Origin of the sequence: Pseudomonas sp. Irchel 3F6 (assembly GCF_900187595.1) — a bacterium.
Taxonomy (GTDB): domain Bacteria; phylum Pseudomonadota; class Gammaproteobacteria; order Pseudomonadales; family Pseudomonadaceae; genus Aquipseudomonas; species Aquipseudomonas siliginis.
This window is the reverse complement of the sequence record NZ_FYDP01000007.1, coordinates 285,615-303,765: the sequence shown is the minus strand read 5'-3', so window position 1 is coordinate 303,765 and position 18,151 is coordinate 285,615. Positions and strand designations below refer to the sequence as shown.

The window sequence follows — 18,151 nt, the reverse complement described above, 5'->3', positions numbered from 1 at the left end:
GCCAGGTAACAGCGTCCTGCCCCGTCGAACGCATGCAATCGACGGCTGAGAATCCCGCCTAGAGCGGGATTCGCCGTTTCTGGCTCTTCACTTTTGCGAATTCCGCCTATTCCGTGCTTCGACGGGGTATTGACTCTTGAGCCCTTCGCTTGCCCATCGTGACCTTGAAGACACTGCCCCCTTTTTGCTGATCGAGGGTATGTGCTTGTAGGTGATTTCTGAAGAAATTGGCAGGTGAATGGTAAAGCAAGTGATTCATGACGGACTGCAGACAACGCTCTGGCGGGGTTGTTGATTAGGCTCGTTGGAGGAGTCGACCTGCGAACGATTACTCAAATTCGGCGGTGAACCAATGCCCCGGCATTTGTTGGAGCAGTTTTGCTTGCTCAAACGGATTTCGTATTGCGAGTATTTATGACTGTCCTGGGTTTTAACTAGATCTTAGGTATCCAATGTAATTACCGGGCGCATCGATTCTTCAGAATAGCCATCTCTGATAAGAGAGGCGTAAGCTCCGGTCATTTGACGAAAACTAGGAGTTGAAAGCTGTGGAGCAATTTGATCGTAGAGAACATCTGCTGAAGCCACACCTAGCACACATGCGTCACCTCCATAGACTTGAGCAACTACAGCGTGAAATCGAAAGCGTTTTACACAGCGTCAGTCTGAATGGGCCAGGCGATTTTGTTTTCGCCACGAAGATTTGCTGCTACACCACCGCTGAAATCATTGAGGACGTTAACCATGCGATCCTGCAGTGTCTGAAAATTGGTAGCTACTCAGCTGCGGAGTCGTTGTCAAGGACGTCGCTGGAAAACGCCATAAACCTGATTTTCTACAAAAATGACCGTACCTCGAATCGTCCGAAATCGATCCTACTCAACTACTTCGAGCGAGCTAAAAAGGGCGCTCGGAATTGGCTCCGGCACGCTTTGCAAACCAGTGACGCCGAATCTATAGAACGATCAAGGGAGTTCGATGAATCGCTCGATGTGTTCAGGGCGTTGTTCGGCGACTTGGACACAAAAGGGGTTAAGGGATGGCCGGACGCTGCCGCGCGATTCCGGGATGCAGGCTATGAGCATTTTTACCACGTGCTGTTCACGCCGGCATCAGACTCCATCCACAGCTTTAGCAATGATATCTTCAATCGCTTTCTTGTGGAGAAATCCCCGCTAAGTGATGCAGAAAAGGCAGAATGCTTTGAGGAGCAGAAGGCAGAGAAGATCTCCTTCGCTTTTTACTTAGCCACTCACTCAGTCATGTTTTATTGCGTCGCCGCATCGCATATCGCTGAACGAGCTGAGGATAAGACCGCGTCTGATCGATTCGTCGCTATCGGTGAAGAAATTCAAGTCATGCTCGCTGAGCACGAGGCGGTTACCAAGAACTGTATTGATCGACTGGCGCCGGGGATGAGCCAATTGCGAGATAAGCAGCAGACAGCCAAAGGAAGCTAGGTTGTTGGCGCTGATACGATTTTGACCCAGGTTGCTGATTTTGACTGACCTATATTCGGCCTGTGAAACCCCGCGTAAACACATCGTTCGCTGAATGTTTGGATAGATCAATGAATTCAGGCAGCCTGGGTCAAAATCGCTTCAGCGGCAACACTAGTTGTTTTACTCACTCCACAAATTCACAAAATCATCAAAATTGTTAGCAACGAAGTTGGTTTTACTTGAGTTCGGATCAAATATTTCAACAGCAACCGAGGGTGTGTTGAAATTTAGGCAAATCAGATAACCACCCGCATCCCTTGCTATAGGGATCATTTGTTTGGGAAGCCCTGGGGGTTTTCCCGCCCCTGAGTACCATGAGATGGTGTACGGGGCCACATCAGGCGAGAAAGAAAAGAATTCGCTTATGCAAGTTCCTTCGTTACCATATGGAAAAGAAGATATCTCCGGAGAGGCCTCATCGGAATATGTGACCAAGTCCAAGTATGACTTTGGAAAACTTACGCTTAGTAGTTTTTCTACTTGGGAAATAGTATTGGTATCCACTGGGGATCCCTGTTCAATCCCAAAAGCACTCCAATCAAACTTCATATCAACCCTCCGTAATTATTTCTTTCCATCTGCAAAGCCCCCTTTATTTCCGGGGTGGAACATTTTCTGCCAAAGAGCATTCCATTGAGGGCCTTTCGACTGTTCATGTTGATAGCGCCATACCAGCTGGAGTGTATCCGTTCCCGGTACGTGGTGCCATGTTACTTCCTTGCCAGGGCTAATGCCTTTGGTAGGTATTTTGGTGCCCTTTACACGTCTGAATCCTGGCACCATGGTTTCCATTATTTTATTAAAATCTGCATCAGTATCGGCTGACTTTAAGAGGCTTTCGTTCGCAACCTTAAAATGTTCTGCGCGGTTCGGAACGGCTAGCACATCCGGGCCAATTTTGGTCTCGTATAAAACGCTGTATGCGTGGGGATCCAATGGCGTCGCCATACCGCTTAGTGCTTCATTACGGTTTGCTGCAACCGGATCCACTGCTCCGCCAGTTTCTGCCTTGCCTCCATCCGCCTCTAGGCACTCCAGTCCCAACGGATCCACCCACACGGTGGGGTTAGGCACGTACTGGTAGTTGTTCAACCCTCCTGCGAGTTTGATCGGATCCGGCGTCAGAAACCGCCCAGTTCCCGGGTTGTAGTAACGATGGCGGTTGTAATGGAGGCCCGTCTCCGCATCGAAGTACTGACCTTGGAACCGCAGCGGGTTGTCGATTTCACTGACATCCAATGCCGCGAGGTTGCCATAGGCGCGGTACTTCGCCGACCACATTATATCGCCGCTGTAGTCGGTGAGTTCTTGAGGGGTACCGAGGTGGTCTAGTTGGTAATAGAACGGCGTTGCCTTGAGGGGGCCTTCGCCATCGAGCATTGCCAGAGGGCGGAAACTGCCAGGCTCATAGATATAGCTGCGATACCGGCTTTCTGCGCTTTCTGCGATCAGACGTTCGCCTTGCCACAAGAACTCGGTTGTATGGCCATCGACCGTTTTTTCGACACGGCGGCCAAAGGCGTCGTACTTGTAGCTAGCTTTGCTTCCGCCTGGCAAGGTGACGCCGATCAGGCGATGCTGGCAGTCATAGCGGTACTCGGTGACGATTTTCTGAGCGGCGCCGCGGCGTTCGCGAATTAGATTGCCGTAGGCGTCGTAGTCGTAATGGCGGTCACCCTGCATCAACAGGCGGTTGCCTTTGACGTTGGCGAGGTTGGCGGTGCCTTCGTTGGTTTGGCCAAGCAAGTTACCCGCCGGGTCGTGGGCAAAACTTTCCGGTGTGGCGCCGCGCACGCTGATCAGACGATCAAGCGGGTCGTAGTGATAGCTGCGATTGCCTTTGCGGCTGTCGTCGACGGCGGAAAGGTTGCCAATGGCGTCGTATTTATAGCGACGCTGGAACAGGTTCTTATCACGCTGACTGACGCTGTGTGCTTGCAAACGACCTTGTTCGTCGTACTGGTATTGGCTGAGCAACAGTCCTTGTTGGCGTTGTTGTTCGCGACCGGCGCTGAATTGGTGGCTGGTCAGGCGAGAACCGTTGAGGTCGATGCTGCTCAGGCGCCCACCGGACAAATGACGGTAGTCGAGCGTGCTGCCATCGGGCATGCGACAGTGGCTCAATTGGCCGACGCTGTCATATTCGTAACGTGTGGTGCCCCAGCCTTGATGTTCAGTGATCAGGCGGTCCTGTACATCGTATTCGTATGCCAGCGGCCAATGACCATCATCAATATTTACCAAGCGACCCAGTGCGTCGTAACTGTAGTGAATCTCTTCGCTGTCGGGCAGGGTTTTGACCAGGAGGCGACCGGAAGCGTCGCGTTGGTATTCGGTGACCAGTTCGCTGCCGTCGTCGCCGAACTCAGTTTTCTTCAGCAACTGGCCTTTGAGGTCGTACTCGTAGGCAGTGCGGCGACCGTCGAAGCCGATTTCTTGCTGGATCAGGCCATTTGAGTAGTAGTCGAGCTGATAGCGTTCGCCGCGCTCGTTCTCAATCTCGGTGAGGTTGAGTTGCGAGTTGTCGTAGCGGTAGCGAAGTTGGCTGCCGTCCGGATTGATGCGGCGGCTGACCAAGTGCAGGTTGTCGGCGTATTCGTAGCGAGTGATACGCCCCAGCTCGTCGCGTTCGGCGGTGACTTTGCCGTAGGCGTTGTAACTGAAAGTGCGTGTCGTGCCACCTGGTAAAGTGATCTGCGCCAAGCGCTGAGCTGCGTCCCATTGATACTGGGTGATGGCGCCGCTCTCGTCTTGGCGGGTGATCAATCGGCCGGATGAGTCATAGCGGTATTTGCGCTGGCCTCCATCGGGCAGACGTTCTTCAAGCAATTGCCCAAGGCCGTTCCAGTCGAGCTGATGGCGGCTACCATCGGGGTGGGTAATTTCCAGCAAGCGGCCTCGGCGGTCGTAGCGGTAGCACGTCTCATTGCCGTCGGGGTCGGTCTGCTGGGTGATGTCGCCCTGGAGGTTCCGCTGGTATTTCCAAGTGGCCTTGCCCCGACGGACTACTCGTATGAAACCGTTGTGATACTCGTAAGTGGTCGGTTGGTCTTCAGGGGGAATGATTGCGAACAGGCGTCCGGCTTCGTTGTATCGATATTCTGTGATGGCGCCAAGAGGGTCCTTTTCAGCGATTAGCTGACCTTTTTCATCATAGGCTCTTTGTGTTTCTGCACCATCCGGACCGGTCTGGCTGACCAGTCGAGCGTTTTTATCGTGGACGTAAATCTGCTCGCTGCCGTCTGCGTTAGCGACAGTAACTGTGCCTTCATCGTCCCAAACATAACGCGCATCGAGCTGCGCAATATTGGACCACTGACGAGTACAACGGGCCCACTTGCCTTCGCGCTCCCACTCCCAGTGAAAGCTTGCACCGCCGGCCAGTTGGCGCTGTTGGATTACATGCTGCTCGTCATAGTGATAATGCTCGACTTCCCCAACGGCATTGGTGGCGCTTATCAGTTGATTACGCTCGTTGTACTTATACCTAACTAGTGTCTTGACCGTCTGCCACGGGTCTTGGCGTTCGCCTCGCTCGTTGTATTCCTGACCTAATTGTTGGTAGTCCACGGCGACAATATGGCGATCTTCATAGCGCAGGAGCAAAGAACGTCCCGCTCCGTTATCGATGCGCTGGATGCGATCAACCAGGTCATAGCTGATGTGCAATTGGTTGTCGTAAGCATCGCTAATAGTGGTCAGGCGCCCGGCGCGGAAATGATAAAAACGTGTGTCCTGTCCGGCCTGAGCCAAGATCAATTCGCCCGGCGCATCCCCAATGAAAATCGCCGCCTCGGAAAGACTATTGGTGATGGACGGACGCTGTTCGTTAGGTAGCGGGAACTCGGTCCGACGGTTTTCGTTGTCAGTCCATAGCACGACGTCATCGCTGATTTGTAAACTATGTGACAGCGGATGGCTCCAGCCGAAGCCTAGACGGTTGTCGATCTCTACCGCGCTGGTGCGGTAAAGACGTATCCATTCCAGCGGTAGCAGGCCGTCCAATTTTCCATCAGTGAGGGTTAGTAGTTCCTCGCCGGTGACCATCGAAATGGGGTCGCCCTCGCAACGGGTTTTGGATTTGCACTGTGCCGCTTGATTAGCCGGGTTTGTGGACTGCTTAGGTGCGTCATTAACCGGTTCGTTTTTGACCAGCAGGCTTTGCGGTTCTGTTTTCTTCCGAGCAAATACCGACGCGTTCGGCTCCTTAAGCGTGGGGGTATCAGCGGTCTTGGGCAGAGGCACAGGGCCACCACCAGTGTCAGTAACACCGATGGAAAGAGGTGCCTTCTTGCCTGCGTCCAGTGGAACATCCTTGGCCTTGAGCATTACAGGCTTGGAAAGCTCTGTATGGGCCGGAAGGCTATGTTTGCTGCTAGCCGACATCAACTGTTCGGCCAAACCCTCAAGGTATTTGAGTGCTCCCCCAGGCTTCATTTTGCTCAGGGCCTTGGTCCCCAACCGCACGGCAAGGCCGGCTCCGCCCGTAAGACAGATACCTATCACTACGTTGATCAGGAACTCGACGCCTATGCTTGCGATCACGTTGACGATGACCTGCGGCGGCAGCATGCCGACCCAGGCCACAATTGCCGAGATGTAGATGAACATCAGCGGTTCGTCGTTGAGTATCAACAAGGCAGAGGCAATTGCGTCTTTGGAGGTCGCGTAGAGCTTTTCGAGTTCAAGATCTGATAAGTAGTCGCGAAGCTTTTTGGCATTCCCTATCGGATCGGCCAGAAGACCTACTAGGTTTTTCAAGTCATCCCATAAACCGAGTAGCGCCTGCTCGAAGCTATCAAGCGCTTCTTTCAGCAGAATCATCGCCCGACCCGAACGATCTGCCGCGGAGTAGGTGCTCCATTGCGCTTGAAATTTGCTCGTCCATTCGCTTTTCAACCAGCCGTTTAGATCGCTGATCACGCCCTTGTAAGAACCATATAGGGCTTTGACGTCACTTTCGGAGACATCTGGAAAAAAGGTGATGCGATATTGTTTTCCTGGGATGCAGTTATCGATGGTCTCGATACCACTGGGGCCAATTTTTTTATTGATCGGGGCTCCCACCACGGAGTAGCCAATCATTGCTTTTTCGACCTGTTCGATGCGCACCGGGGTATTGCCGATGGGCACGTAGCGTGCGGTCTCGAATGCATGGATTAGCGTAAACTTGCCGTCCTTTGGACACACGGCAAAGGTCTCAACTGCCCCTGTCCTGGTTCTACGCTGCGTAACGCTGACCTCATTGCCAACCTTGAATTTCTGGTCGACGTCCATAGCCCAGCCTGTCCAGAAACCATCTGCCCAATTTTTGTAGTCACTCAGGCAATTATTGAAGTCTTTGAGGATCAGGTTGACGTCGGGTGCTTTGGCGTCCAGTACCTGAAGAACCAAGGTTCCCAGTGGGCTGCTAATCATGCGTTGACTTCCTTTGTCAGCTGGGCGGCGAGGCGCTCTGCCATATCTTCTGTATTCGGTTGATGTCGGACGAAGCGTTCGACTTTGCGGCGCAGGTTGTTTTCAGGAAAGGCGAAATACAGATCAGGGCAGTCTTCACGCAACCACTGCATCAGGTTGTCGACGACGGTGCTTAGGTCATCCTCTGCGAGCTGTTTGAGCAGGTCCTTCGGCACCTCCCACCACGGCCAATCCTTTACCTTCGGCATCGCCCTCGGCCCAACCTCCAAGCTCTGCCCATTAATCAGATACCGCTCAAACATCGGCATCACTTCCCCAGCCTTGTCCCCCAGTCCATGCAGAATCGGGTAGATATGCCGCCCATCCCAAAACCTGAAAAACACCTCGGTGCCATCCGGCATCTTCACCTGCGTCAGGCTGCGCAAATGCTCGAACACATCGTTTGGTTCTGCGCGTGACACCGCCAGCCAGCCCCAGTCGAGGGCGTCGGTTTCGGTGATCCATGGCAGGAACGCCGAGTTGGGCTTGAGCTCGGTAACGTAGGGCATCACCGGTTGCCAGGTGGAGTAGGGCGTGCCGCCCCAGATCGGCAGGAGCTGGGCGGTGGGTTCGGTCAGGTACAGGTTTTTCAGGGCGTCGCTGTCGCTTGCCGCGCTGATGATCAGGTACAAACGTTCGCCAGTCTGCAGCGGCTGTTGTGCCAGCCAATCCTTGGGTGTCAGTCGATCAGATGGCACAGGCACCTGCCTTGCATTTTTCGCATTCTTCGCAGAATGGTGCGTTGCGTTTGAGGGTGTTGATCTGGGCCGGGGTCAGGACCTGGCCGGCCTTGTCGGCGTCGGCCTGTTTGAGAATGCCGGGCACCAGCGGGGCGGCGCCGGTGCCGCTGCCGGGACTGCCGCCGGAGTTCATGTTGATCACCGGGCCGCTCATGGTCACGCCGCCGGCGTCGATCTTGATGAAGCTGCCGCCGCCGACCAGCGTGAGTTCGGCGCCGGCTTCCATCACCACTTTCATGCCGCTGCTCAGGTGGATTTCCTGGCCGGCGTCGATGAACTGACCGGTGCCGATCTTGATGTGCTGGTTCACGCCGACGGTGAGGTGGTCGTTGGCGCGGGTTTCGACTTTGCGGTCGGCGTAGACGGTGTGGTGTTCTTCGGCCTTGAACTCGGTGTAGCTGTTCTTTTCGACGGTGTCGTGGCGTTCGTTGCCGACGCGGATTTTCTGGTCGTGCTCGATGTTTTCGTCCCAGTCGCGCTGGGCGTGCAGGTAGATTTGTTCCTGGCCTTTTTTGTCTTCGATGCGCAGTTCGTTGTAGCCGCCACCACCCATCGAACTCAGGGTCTTGAAGGTGCTGCGGGTCTTGTTCGCCGGCAGTGGATAGGGGACGGTGTTTTCCTTGTGGTACAGGCAGCCGCTGATCAGCGGTTGATCGGGGTCGCCTTCAAGGAAGGTGACCAGCACTTCCATGCCGATGCGCGGGATGGCGATGCCGCCGTACTGGGCGCCGGCCCAGGCGCTGGAGACGCGCAGCCAGCAGCTGGTCTTGTCGTCGGCCTGGCCTTCGCGGTCCCAGTGGAATTGCACTTTGACCCGGCCGTACTGGTCGCAATGGATCTCTTCGCCTTTCGGGCCGGTGACCACGGCGCTCTGGCTGCCGAGGATGCGCGGTTTCGGGTGGCGCAGCGGCGGGCGGTTGGGTACGTCCCATGGCGTGGCCTGGAAGCGGTTGCGGTAGCCCTGGTGGAAATCGTCTTTCAGCGCCGTGGTGTCGCTGGTCACCGACTCTTCGAGCACCTGCGGCTGTTTGCCTTCGTGGAGGACTTCGGTGAGCAACCAGAGGTCGTTCCACTTGGCTTTCGGGTGTTGCGTCAGTGCGAGGAAATGACCACTGACCAGCAACGGCTGATCGCTCTTGCCTTCGGCCAACTGGAAGTCGCTGCGGTGGCGTTCGAGGGCACGGTTGGCCAGGTGTTTGCCGCGTTCGCGATCGATGAAGCGACCCGGGTAGTCGTAGTCTTCGAGGTCGGGCACGGCGTCGCCGCGCTTTTCGCTTTCGAGGGTGATTCGCGGTTTTTCGAAGTCGTAGTCGCGGCGGGTGGTGCGGCTGGTGCGGGTTTCCAGGCGCAGGTCGAAACGCTTGATCACCGGGTTGCTGGCGACCATGCCGGAGTCTTGCTGATAGGGCACGGGGGCGATTTTTGGAAACACCGTCTGGTCATCGCCGAAAACGAGCTTGTGCGCGTTGGCGCTGTGCTGGAAGTGGAAGTGAATACCTTCCTCTTCGCACAGGCGCTGGATGAAGTGCAGATCCGACTCGTCGTATTGCACGCAGTAGATGCGTTCGGGATAGATCGAACCAGTCTTGAATTCGTAGGCGTTGCCTTGAATGCCGTGCTCTTCCAGCACCATGCCGATGATTTTCAGCACGCTGAGGTTCTGGAAGATACGCTGGTTGATGCGGTGCGCGAGATACGCCAGTTGCGGACGCAAGGTCACCGAATAACGGGTCAAGCGCTTGCCGGAATCGCCTTGCGCGGCGCGATAGATCTGGCCATGAATGCCGCTGCCGTCAGGCGACAGCTGCAGAAAGGCCGGTTTGTGCAGCAGGGTTTCGAGGTCCAGCGACGGCTGCTCACTGACCAGCTCCACCTCGAAAACAAAAGGCTGGCTGATGGCTTCCCGGCCGGTGAGGGTAAACACCTGAAAGTCGGCGGAAAGCCCTTCGATGGTCAGGGCAAAGTGGGTTTCATTGGCCGGCGCGAACATCCCTTGTTCCTCGTGCTGTACAGCGGCGCTCGTCGACGACCGCAAAAAAGCGGCTCAACGTACGCGAAATTCTGGAGGGGCGTAAACAACATCGACCAGCAGAGCTGGCCGATGCGTGTAACGGTCAGCCGTAATTAAACGACTGGAGCACGCCAGTCATCGGAACCCGAAGTACCGGATACTTCGTGGGTCCAAGTGATTTTGCGGTAGGTGAACTGCACTTCTTCCAGGTGGGTGAAGTGCGCGTTGCCTGGATCCTGGCAGTTGTGCATTTTGTTGTTGATGGCGACGATGATCGCGTCTTCCAGTTTGGTGGTGTAGTAGTGCTCTTGGGTGCCTTGAGCCGAAGTGCGGTACCACTGGATAACGATTTCGCTCATGCGCTCGCCGGAAGTCAGAGCGGCTTGCAGCAGTGGCGAAGCCTTGTCGTAGACCTTGGTGATCACAACTGGCTTGTGTACGCGCTGACCGGTTGGCTGACCGGATTGCGGGTCACGCGGGATGATCACGTCGTGGCTGAAAGCCTGAACCATGACCTGGTCTTCGTGGCCTTCCTGGTAGGTATTGCCAACGGAGTCAGCGGTGAATGCGCCTGCAGTGATCAGGCCTTGTTTTTCGCCGGTAACCGACATGTACGCTGGTGTTGCCATGGGGTGCTCTCCTTGCGGATAAATTTAAGGTGCCCGGGAGGCGAAATCGCCCGGTGGGTGCCTGACTGTTATCAAGGAGCGTGCCAGGTTTTGCGAAGTCCCCGGATGGCGGGGGCGCCACGGTAGTTGGTGATCATTCGGGGCGATTTTCAGCGGGAAAGTCGGGAGAAAGTGCGCAAGAAGTTGCGCAGTACTGCGCAACTTCTTGCGCACTTGGCTGCAGGCCTTGACCCGCTTGGGCTACGGGGGATCTTGGCCCTGGAATATTACGACCAACTGCGCAACTTCTTGCGCAGTATGGCTCATTGATAGCATTTGCCGAGTGAGTAAATACAATTCCATGGACTCCCAATTTTCATCCAAGTGGTTGTAGGGAGCACAGGAGCGGAGAAGTATCAATGCTAAGCGATCTACAAGCTCGCCTTTCACTCACTGAGCTAGTCGAAAAATACTTAAAGGGAAGAGATCCTGATTCTGATCTGCTGATTGCATGCATTCAAGATCCTGCGCGGCAACTACCCATTAGAGGGGTCCTTGAGGCGATTCGCAGATGTCGAGAGACGCCGTACACTCAACAGGAACTACAACTGATCAATGACCTTTTATGCGTGTACGGATGATCAGAAAAACTCATTAGCAACCGAGTTATGACTTGCCGCTGAATTCGTAGACGGTCGATGTCCGCTTCTTGCTGGTTCCCACCGTTTCGGCTCGCGGTGATGGCACCTGCAGATCTACACTGCTCCAGCGCTTCGCTGGTGGCATGTGACAATTGTGTAGGCAAGGCTACTCCTCATCCTTCACCTGATACTCGTAATGGCCGTTGAAGCAGGGAAGTACGCGGACGTATATCGCAGCTGGCAGCAGCAACTGTTCGTTCAATTTCAACCTAACCGTCCGGGACCCGCTGAGGTAGACCCGTATTAGTCGTACCTAGACAGCAGCTATCGGCCAAAAAACAGCTTATCGCTAGCGTCAACTCTAGCAGCCAATATCAGCCGGTCGAGCAGCGATGCATGACGGTGTCTTCGAAATCAGGTGCAATTCAAAAAGGTCATGAGGGTTATAAGCACGATGCTGGGAAGTAACAATAAATCTGTTCTCTGTGGTTGACGAAAATTAAATAGACCTTTGGTTACTCAGCGCTGGCGCTAGCCGGGTCAGACTCTCAAAATAGGTCGATTTACACGTTTGAAAACCAGAGTCATCCATGAGTAGTCCATACCAAGCCAACTTCACGCAGTGCTCTCTGATCGTGCCTGAGACCCGAATCGTTGCCGCGCTGTTGCTGCAGGGTGTAGACGTTCAGGAGTGGGGTAGGCAGATACACGAATTGAATGTGCTGCAAAAGCGTACGGCCAGGACTGCCGACACCTATGCCAATCTGGCCCGTTTACGTCTGCAAACCATGAACTCTGATTTGTGGTCGCTTGTACGGGATGGTAGCGTCCCCGTCGCCACCCACGCCTCTCTCGCCGTCACGGTCAAGTTCTCGCCGTTATTCGGGGACTTCCTGCGTACGGTCGTACGCGATCAGTTCCGCCGTTTCGCCACCCACTTAGAAGCGCGCCACTGGGACGCCTACATCGAAGACAGCCTGCGTGCGCAACCGAATATGCCTACCCTCAGCGACTCCACTCGGGTTAAGTTAAGGCAAAATGCCATGCGTATGCTGGCGGAGGCCGGTTTCATCGAAAACACCCGCAATCTTCGCCTACGTAGTCAGCACATTGAGCCCGCAGTTCTTCATTATTTACGTCAACACAATGAGCAGTACGTGCTCGATTGCCTTCAGGTATGCCCGTGAACGACCTCGACGAACGCCTCAATAAAATCCTGGATAAGGTTACCTCTGATGACTTTCTCGGTGGCCAAGGCTTGGGCAACGAGGTGCCGTTCTATGCCTTCGATTATCTGCCTCAGGATGAAGTGAAGGTGCGCGAGCACGTCCGGTTTCTCCAAGGGGCGATTATCAAGCGCCGCCCTGAACTCAAGGCTGCCTTTATCAATCTGTTCGAGCTGATGCTCGACATGTTGAAAGACCGCAACAAATTGGATCAATCCATCGAGATGCAAGCTAAGAAAGGTGACGACTACATGCTCAAGGCCCTCAAGGCACCACTTGATGCAGGCAAGGTCGCCAAAGAACTGGTTGATCGCTATCCGCCAAGTGAATATGGCCTGCTGGTCATCAACGGTGTCGGCAGTGCATACCCGCTGATTCGCACCCACAACCTTCTTAATAACCTCCAGCCGTTTATGGGGCAGACCCCGTTGGTGGTTTTCTATCCTGGCCTCTATGACGGCCAATCGCTAAAGCTGTTCGGTCAGCTAGGCGAGAAACCCTATTACCGCGCTTTCCGACTGGTGAGCTGAACAGGATGTCCACCGTGCAAATCAAGAGTCTGTTTACCCGCTCTATTCACCGCTCGATCAACGGCGTGATCAAGGCTGACCAGGATGACGCTGAGTCTGTCTGGCAAGAGCTGGATGAGTACGTCATTACCCGCGAGTTGGATCAGCATCTACGAAGTTTTTTTGAACGCTACCTGGCGGCCCTGGACAAACCCCAGGATGCGTCGGGGCGAACAGGGGTGTGGATCTCTGGTTTCTTCGGTTCGGGTAAATCGCACTTCTTGAAGATCCTTTCCTACCTGCTGGAAAACAAACAGGTCAACAAGGACGGTGTTACGCGCCAGGCCATCGATTTTTTTGAGCGCAAAATCGCCGACCCGATGCTTGCCGCCGATATCAAGCGCGCCATCGCCGCCGAAACGGATGTGCTGCTGTTCAACATTGACAGCAAGGCTGACAGCGGTGACGGCCGTGACGCCATCCTTCGTGTTTTCCTGAAGATCTTCAACGAGCGCCTGGGCTTCTGCGGCGATCACCCGCATATCGCTCACATGGAGCGTCACCTGGACGACCTGGGCAAGTTTGCCGAGTTCAAGCAGGCATTCGCTGATGCTTCAGGCTCCACTTGGGAAGATGAGCGCGACGCCTATCATTTCGAGGTTGCTGCGTTGGCTACGGCTCTGTCGAAAACCCTTGGTCAGGAAATCAAGGATGCCGACGCTTGGGTAGAGCGTTTCGAAAAAGATTTCAGCCTCAATGTCGAAAGCTTCGCCAAATGGGTGAAGGAGTACCTGGATAAGCGCGGCAGGGATCAGCGTATAGTGTTTCTGGTAGACGAAGTCGGCCAGTTCATTGGCCAGGACACCCACCTAATGCTCAGCCTGCAAACTATCACCGAAAACCTGGGGACGATCTGCGGTGGTCGCGCATGGGTTCTGGTTACTTCGCAGGAAGACATCGACGCTGTGTTGGGTGAAGTCCGCGCCTCCAAGGCTAACGACTTCTCCAAGATTCAGGGACGCTTCAAAACCCGCTTGTCGCTGTCCAGCGGCAACGTCGATGAAGTCATCCAGCGTCGCCTGCTCGATAAAGAACCAGAGCCCAAGGATACCCTGCGCAAGATCTACCGCGAGAAGGCTGACATATTGCGCAACCAGCTCAGCTTCACGAACACTGGGCGCACATACAAAGCGTTCACCGACGAAGACAATTTCGCCGCCGTTTACCCCTTTGTGCCGTATCAGTTCCAGCTGGTGCAGCGTATTTTTGAAAGCATTCGCAAGGCCGGTGCCACCGGCACCCACTTGGCCCGAGGCGAGCGCTCGCTGCTGGATGCGTTCCAATCAGCCGCCAAGGCCGTCAGTGATAAAAACGTCGGCGTCCTGGTACCGCTTTACCGCTTCTATCCGTCTATTGAGGGCTTCCTTGAGGGCGTGGTCAAATCGACCATTGACAATGCCGCCAGTAACCCAAGCCTGCAAGAATTCGATCCCTTTGTGTTGAAGACTCTGTTCCTCATCCGATACGTCGATGAGATCAAGGGTAATGTCGATAACCTGATCACCCTGTTTATCGATGAGATCGACGCTGACCGCCAAGGTCTGCGCAAGCAGATTGAAGACAGTCTTCAGCGTCTGGAAAAGGAAACCCTGGTCAGTCGTAACGGCGATGACTTTTTCTTTCTGACCAACGAAGAACGTGACATCAGTCGCGAGATCAAGGACGTCGACCTCACTAGTGCCGATGAGGCCCGCGAGCTGGGTCAGCTGCTGTTTGATGAAGCGCTGCGTGGCCAGCGCAAGTTCCGCTTCTCCGACAACGGGAAAGACTTTGGCCTCAACCGCCAGTGCGACCTGCATCCCCTAGGCAACCGCATTGATGGCGACCTGCTGATCTCGGTCATCAGCCCGCTGGTGGATGATCGTGGCACTTGGAGTGAGCAACGCTGCATTCTTGAATCCAGTCAGGGGGAGGGCAGTGTGCTCCTGCGCCTGGAAGACGAGCGCGACCTGGCCCGAGAGCTTCGTCTGTACCTGCAAACCGACAAATACATCACGCGCAAAAACGACGGTACGCTGCCGCACAACACCAAACGCATCCTTCAGGATCGTGCCGAGGAAAACCGCCAGCGCCGTCAGCGTTTGAGTACCACCGCGGATCGTCTGCTGCGTGAGGCCGAGGTCTATGTGGCAGGCAACAAACTGGAGGCCAAGGCTTCCAGTGCACCGATGCTGGCGGAGGAAGCGCTCGACTACCTGGTGCGTAACACCTTCAGCAAGCTGGGCTACATCCAGCACCTGAGTAGCGACCCACAGAAAGAAATTCAGGTCATGCTAGCCACGCCGCAAACGCCGGGCCTTGGTCTGGAGAGCACCGGTGAAGCCAATCCTCGAGCACTGAAAGAGGTTAGCCAGCACATTGAATTGCTCGCTTCGCAGTCGCGTCGCATCGTCCTGCATGACCTCGCGGAGACCCACTACGGTCGTCGCCCCTATGGTTGGCCGGAATGGGAAACCGTATTGTTGATCGTACGGTTGCTGCTCAAAGGCGAAGTCAGCCTGATCGGCAACGGTGGCCCGCTGACTCCGCATCAAGTCTGGAATGAAATATCCACCCCGGCCCGTTGGCGCACCACTGAAATTCAGAAGCGCCAACAAGTGGGCTCTGGCGAGCTGCAAAAAGCCCGTCAGCAATTCAAAGAGATGTTTCAAAAGATCGCCCCGGATGGCGAGGACAGTCTCTACAGCCTTCTGCAAATCAGTCTGGCTACCTGGGAGAGTGAGTTCAAACAGTGGCGCGCATTGGCACAGACCGGTCAGTACCCGGGTTTGGATGACATCGACCAGGGCCTTAAGTTGATTGGCAAACTCAAGGCAGCCCCGGATAGCTTTGATGCCATTCAGCTGTTCCTCAAGGAACGGAGTGCACTGCTCGACCTCTCTGACAGTCACGGCGATCTGGATAACTTCTACAGCAGCCAGAAATCCGCCTGGGACAAACTAAGTGCGGCTCAGCGGGACTTCCAGCCCAACCGACCCAAGCTGGAGAAGGATGAAAACGCCGCTCGTGCGCTGGCTCGCATCGACGAAATCCTCAGTGCCAAAGCACCGTTCAATCTCATTCGCGAAGGTGAAGGGCTGATCCAAACGATCACCCTGATCAACGACGGCTTCCTCAGGGAGGCCCATGAGCGCGCAGATGTTTGGTTGGACAAGCAATTGGCCAAGGTCAGCGCCGAACTGGATGACCTGCAAGCAAGCACGGATCAGCGCAACAAGAGCCTGCTCGCCCTGCAAAACCTCCGGCAGCGTATTACCAAACAGCGCAGTCTGGCTCATATCAATGACATGTTGGATGAGGCCCGCGACCTGGCCGATGCCGCTATCGATCATCTGCACCTGTTGGCCGAACAGGCCGCCGCCAAAGCTAAAGCAGCAGTCAGCGCACCGGCACCAACGCCCGTGGCATCTGGTAGCGGTAACCCTGGTCTGCCAGTAGCAGAGTCCAATACTCCGATTGTTAATACGCCTGCGGCAGTTGTAGCTCCGGCAGCACCGGTCAAAAAACGCAGGGTAGTGGATGCTCAGCTGCTTGCTGGCTCCGGTTATATCGAGACCCAGGCCGATATCGACAGCTTCCTGGCCAAACTGCGTAATGAGCTTGAGCAGGCAATCGCTGACAATCAACGCGTTGAAATTCGCTAAGGAACAGCCATGTACAAACCGGGCGGTACGATCAAGCAGCTGTTGGACAAGGTCGCTTCGCAGGAGTACATCCTGCCGGCGATTCAGCGTGAATTCGTTTGGTGGCCAGAGCAGATCTGCCGGTTGTTCGACAGCCTCATGCAGGGCTACCCCTTCGGCACTTTCCTGTTCTGGCGTATCGCACCGGAGAAGCGCCAGGAGTACCAGTTTTATGATTTTGTCCGTGACTACCATGAGCGCGACAACTATCACTGCGCTCTGCTGAAAGCCCTCCCCGAGCGGGATCTCGTCGCCGTGCTCGACGGCCAGCAGCGTATGACGGCGCTTAACATTGGCCTGCGTGGCTCCTACGCCTGGAAGCTGCCAGGCAAATGGTGGTCGAGCAATGATGCCTTCCCGACCCGTCATCTTTACCTGGATCTGCTGGGCGAGCCTGATGTGGAAACCGGCTCCAAGTACCGTTTTGAGTTTCTCACTGAGACCGCTACGGAGCTAACGGTAGAAGGCCAACTGTGGCTTCGCGTTAGTCGCGTTCTGCTTGAGAGCGAGGATGATCTGATCGACAGCTTGGACGAGCTTGATCTCAGTGGTGAACAGCGCCGGCAAGCGAAGAAAGTCCTCCGCCATCTCTACCGCACCGTTCACCACAAAGAGCTGATTAGCTACTACGAAGAAGCCGAGCAGGATCTTGGCCGTGTCCTGAATATCTTCATTCGTATGAACAGTGGCGGCACACCGCTTTCCTACTCGGATCTATTGCTGTCCATTGCCGTGGCGCAGTGGTCGAAGCTTGATGCGCGGCAGGAGATTCATCAGCTCGTCGACCAGATGAACAAAGAGGGCGACCAGTTCAACTTCAGTAAAGACCTAGTGCTCAAAGCCGGTTTGATGTTGTCGGACATTGGCAGCGTCGGCTTCAAGGTGGAAAACTTCAACAAGGCGAACATGGCACTGCTGGAGGAAAACTGGTCGCGCATACGCGAGGCATTGCTGCTGTCGGTTCGGTTGCTGGCCTGCTTTGGTTTCAACAGCCAGAACCTACGTGCCGACAGTGCCCTGCTGCCAATCGCTTACTACCTGTTCGCCCGCCAACCTGGGGAGGGCTATTTGTCCCGCGTGGAGTACGCTCCAGATCGTGAAAATGTGCGTAAGTGGCTGATTCGCAGTCTGCTCAAGGCTTCGGGGATCTGGGGCAGTGGTCTGGACACCCTGCTAACTGCTTTGCGTGAGCAAATTCGTCCCCATGCGCAGACGGGTTTCCCTGTATCTCAGATCGAAAGCGTGATGTCCGCGCGCGGTAAGACACTTTCCTTCACGGAGGAGGAGCTGGACGAGTTGGTCGAGCTTCCCTATGGCGACAAGCGAACTTTTGCCTTGCTCTCGCTGATCTTCCCAGGCTTCGACCTGTCCAGGCACTTCCATGTAGACCATATCTACCCGCAGGCTCGCTTCAGCAAGCCTCAACTGCGAAAAGCAGGTATCCCGGAGGAGTTGGTCGCAGAGGTGACGGATATGGCTAACCGTCTGGCAAACCTCCAGTTGCTCGAAGGCAGCATCAACAACCAAAAACGCCAGAAGATGCCACATGACTGGTACGCCCAGTTCAAGCCAGATGCGCTCGCGCGCCAGCAGTATCTGGCTGGTCTGGAAATCACCGATCTCCCAGAAACGCTGACGGAGTTCCCGGCGTTTTATGAACAGCGCCGCAAAGCGCTCAGGGCCCGAATCGTTTCAGCCCTTCAGTAGCCATATT

Annotated in this window: 10 protein-coding genes; 5 read left to right on the top strand and 5 right to left on the bottom strand. The window is 55.2% G+C overall.

Going from position 1 to position 18,151, the window contains the following annotated elements; translation table 11 throughout:
- Positions 1-548: 548 nt before the first annotated feature.
- The gene (locus tag CKW30_RS22420; protein WP_095181961.1) at positions 549-1,460 is read left to right on the top strand and encodes a DUF5677 domain-containing protein; all 912 of its coding nucleotides are present in this window, start codon (positions 549-551) and stop codon (positions 1,458-1,460) included.
- A gap of 162 nt (positions 1,461-1,622) precedes the next feature.
- Here the strand turns inward: CKW30_RS22420 and CKW30_RS22415 are convergent, their stop codons facing one another.
- The 5 genes from CKW30_RS22415 to CKW30_RS22395 form a co-directional block, all read right to left on the bottom strand.
- Positions 1,623-2,051, bottom strand: a complete 429-nt coding sequence (locus tag CKW30_RS22415; protein ID WP_095181960.1) for an SMI1/KNR4 family protein — start codon at positions 2,049-2,051, stop codon at positions 1,623-1,625.
- Between the two features lie 15 nt (positions 2,052-2,066).
- Positions 2,067-6,920 carry an RHS repeat-associated core domain-containing protein gene (locus CKW30_RS22410; protein WP_371857567.1) on the bottom strand — a complete coding sequence of 1,618 codons (4,854 nt, stop codon included), beginning with the start codon at positions 6,918-6,920 and terminating at the stop codon, positions 2,067-2,069.
- The gene (locus CKW30_RS22405; RefSeq protein WP_095181959.1) at positions 6,917-7,657 is read right to left on the bottom strand and encodes a DUF4123 domain-containing protein; all 741 of its coding nucleotides are present in this window, start codon (positions 7,655-7,657) and stop codon (positions 6,917-6,919) included. The genes CKW30_RS22410 and CKW30_RS22405 overlap by 4 nt, the downstream gene beginning before the upstream one ends.
- Positions 7,647-9,689 carry a type VI secretion system tip protein TssI/VgrG gene (tssI, locus tag CKW30_RS22400; RefSeq protein WP_095181958.1) on the bottom strand — a complete coding sequence of 681 codons (2,043 nt, stop codon included), beginning with the start codon at positions 9,687-9,689 and terminating at the stop codon, positions 7,647-7,649. Before tssI ends, CKW30_RS22405 begins: the two co-directional genes overlap by 11 nt.
- 134 nt (positions 9,690-9,823) lie before the next feature.
- Positions 9,824-10,339, bottom strand: a complete 516-nt coding sequence (locus CKW30_RS22395) for an Hcp family type VI secretion system effector (RefSeq protein ID WP_034154636.1) — start codon at positions 10,337-10,339, stop codon at positions 9,824-9,826.
- A gap of 1,210 nt (positions 10,340-11,549) precedes the next feature.
- Here CKW30_RS22395 and CKW30_RS22385 point away from each other — a divergent pair.
- Genes CKW30_RS22385 through CKW30_RS22370 form a run of 4 tightly spaced genes read left to right on the top strand, consistent with a single transcriptional unit; the run spans position 11,550 to position 18,144 of the window.
- Positions 11,550-12,146 carry a DUF1819 family protein gene (locus CKW30_RS22385; protein WP_095181956.1) on the top strand — a complete coding sequence of 199 codons (597 nt, stop codon included), beginning with the start codon at positions 11,550-11,552 and terminating at the stop codon, positions 12,144-12,146.
- Positions 12,137-12,715 carry a DUF1788 domain-containing protein gene (locus CKW30_RS22380; RefSeq protein WP_095181955.1) on the top strand — a complete coding sequence of 193 codons (579 nt, stop codon included), beginning with the start codon at positions 12,137-12,139 and terminating at the stop codon, positions 12,713-12,715. Before CKW30_RS22385 ends, CKW30_RS22380 begins: the two co-directional genes overlap by 10 nt.
- Positions 12,716-12,729: 14 nt before the next feature.
- Positions 12,730-16,398, top strand: coding sequence for a BREX system P-loop protein BrxC (gene brxC, locus CKW30_RS22375; RefSeq protein ID WP_095181954.1), 3,669 nt, complete (start codon positions 12,730-12,732; stop codon positions 16,396-16,398).
- A 9-nt stretch (positions 16,399-16,407) separates the two neighbouring features.
- Entirely contained in the window at positions 16,408-18,144 is a 1,737-nt protein-coding gene (locus CKW30_RS22370; RefSeq protein ID WP_095181953.1) for a DUF262 domain-containing protein, read from the top strand.
- Positions 18,145-18,151: the final 7 nt, after the last annotated feature.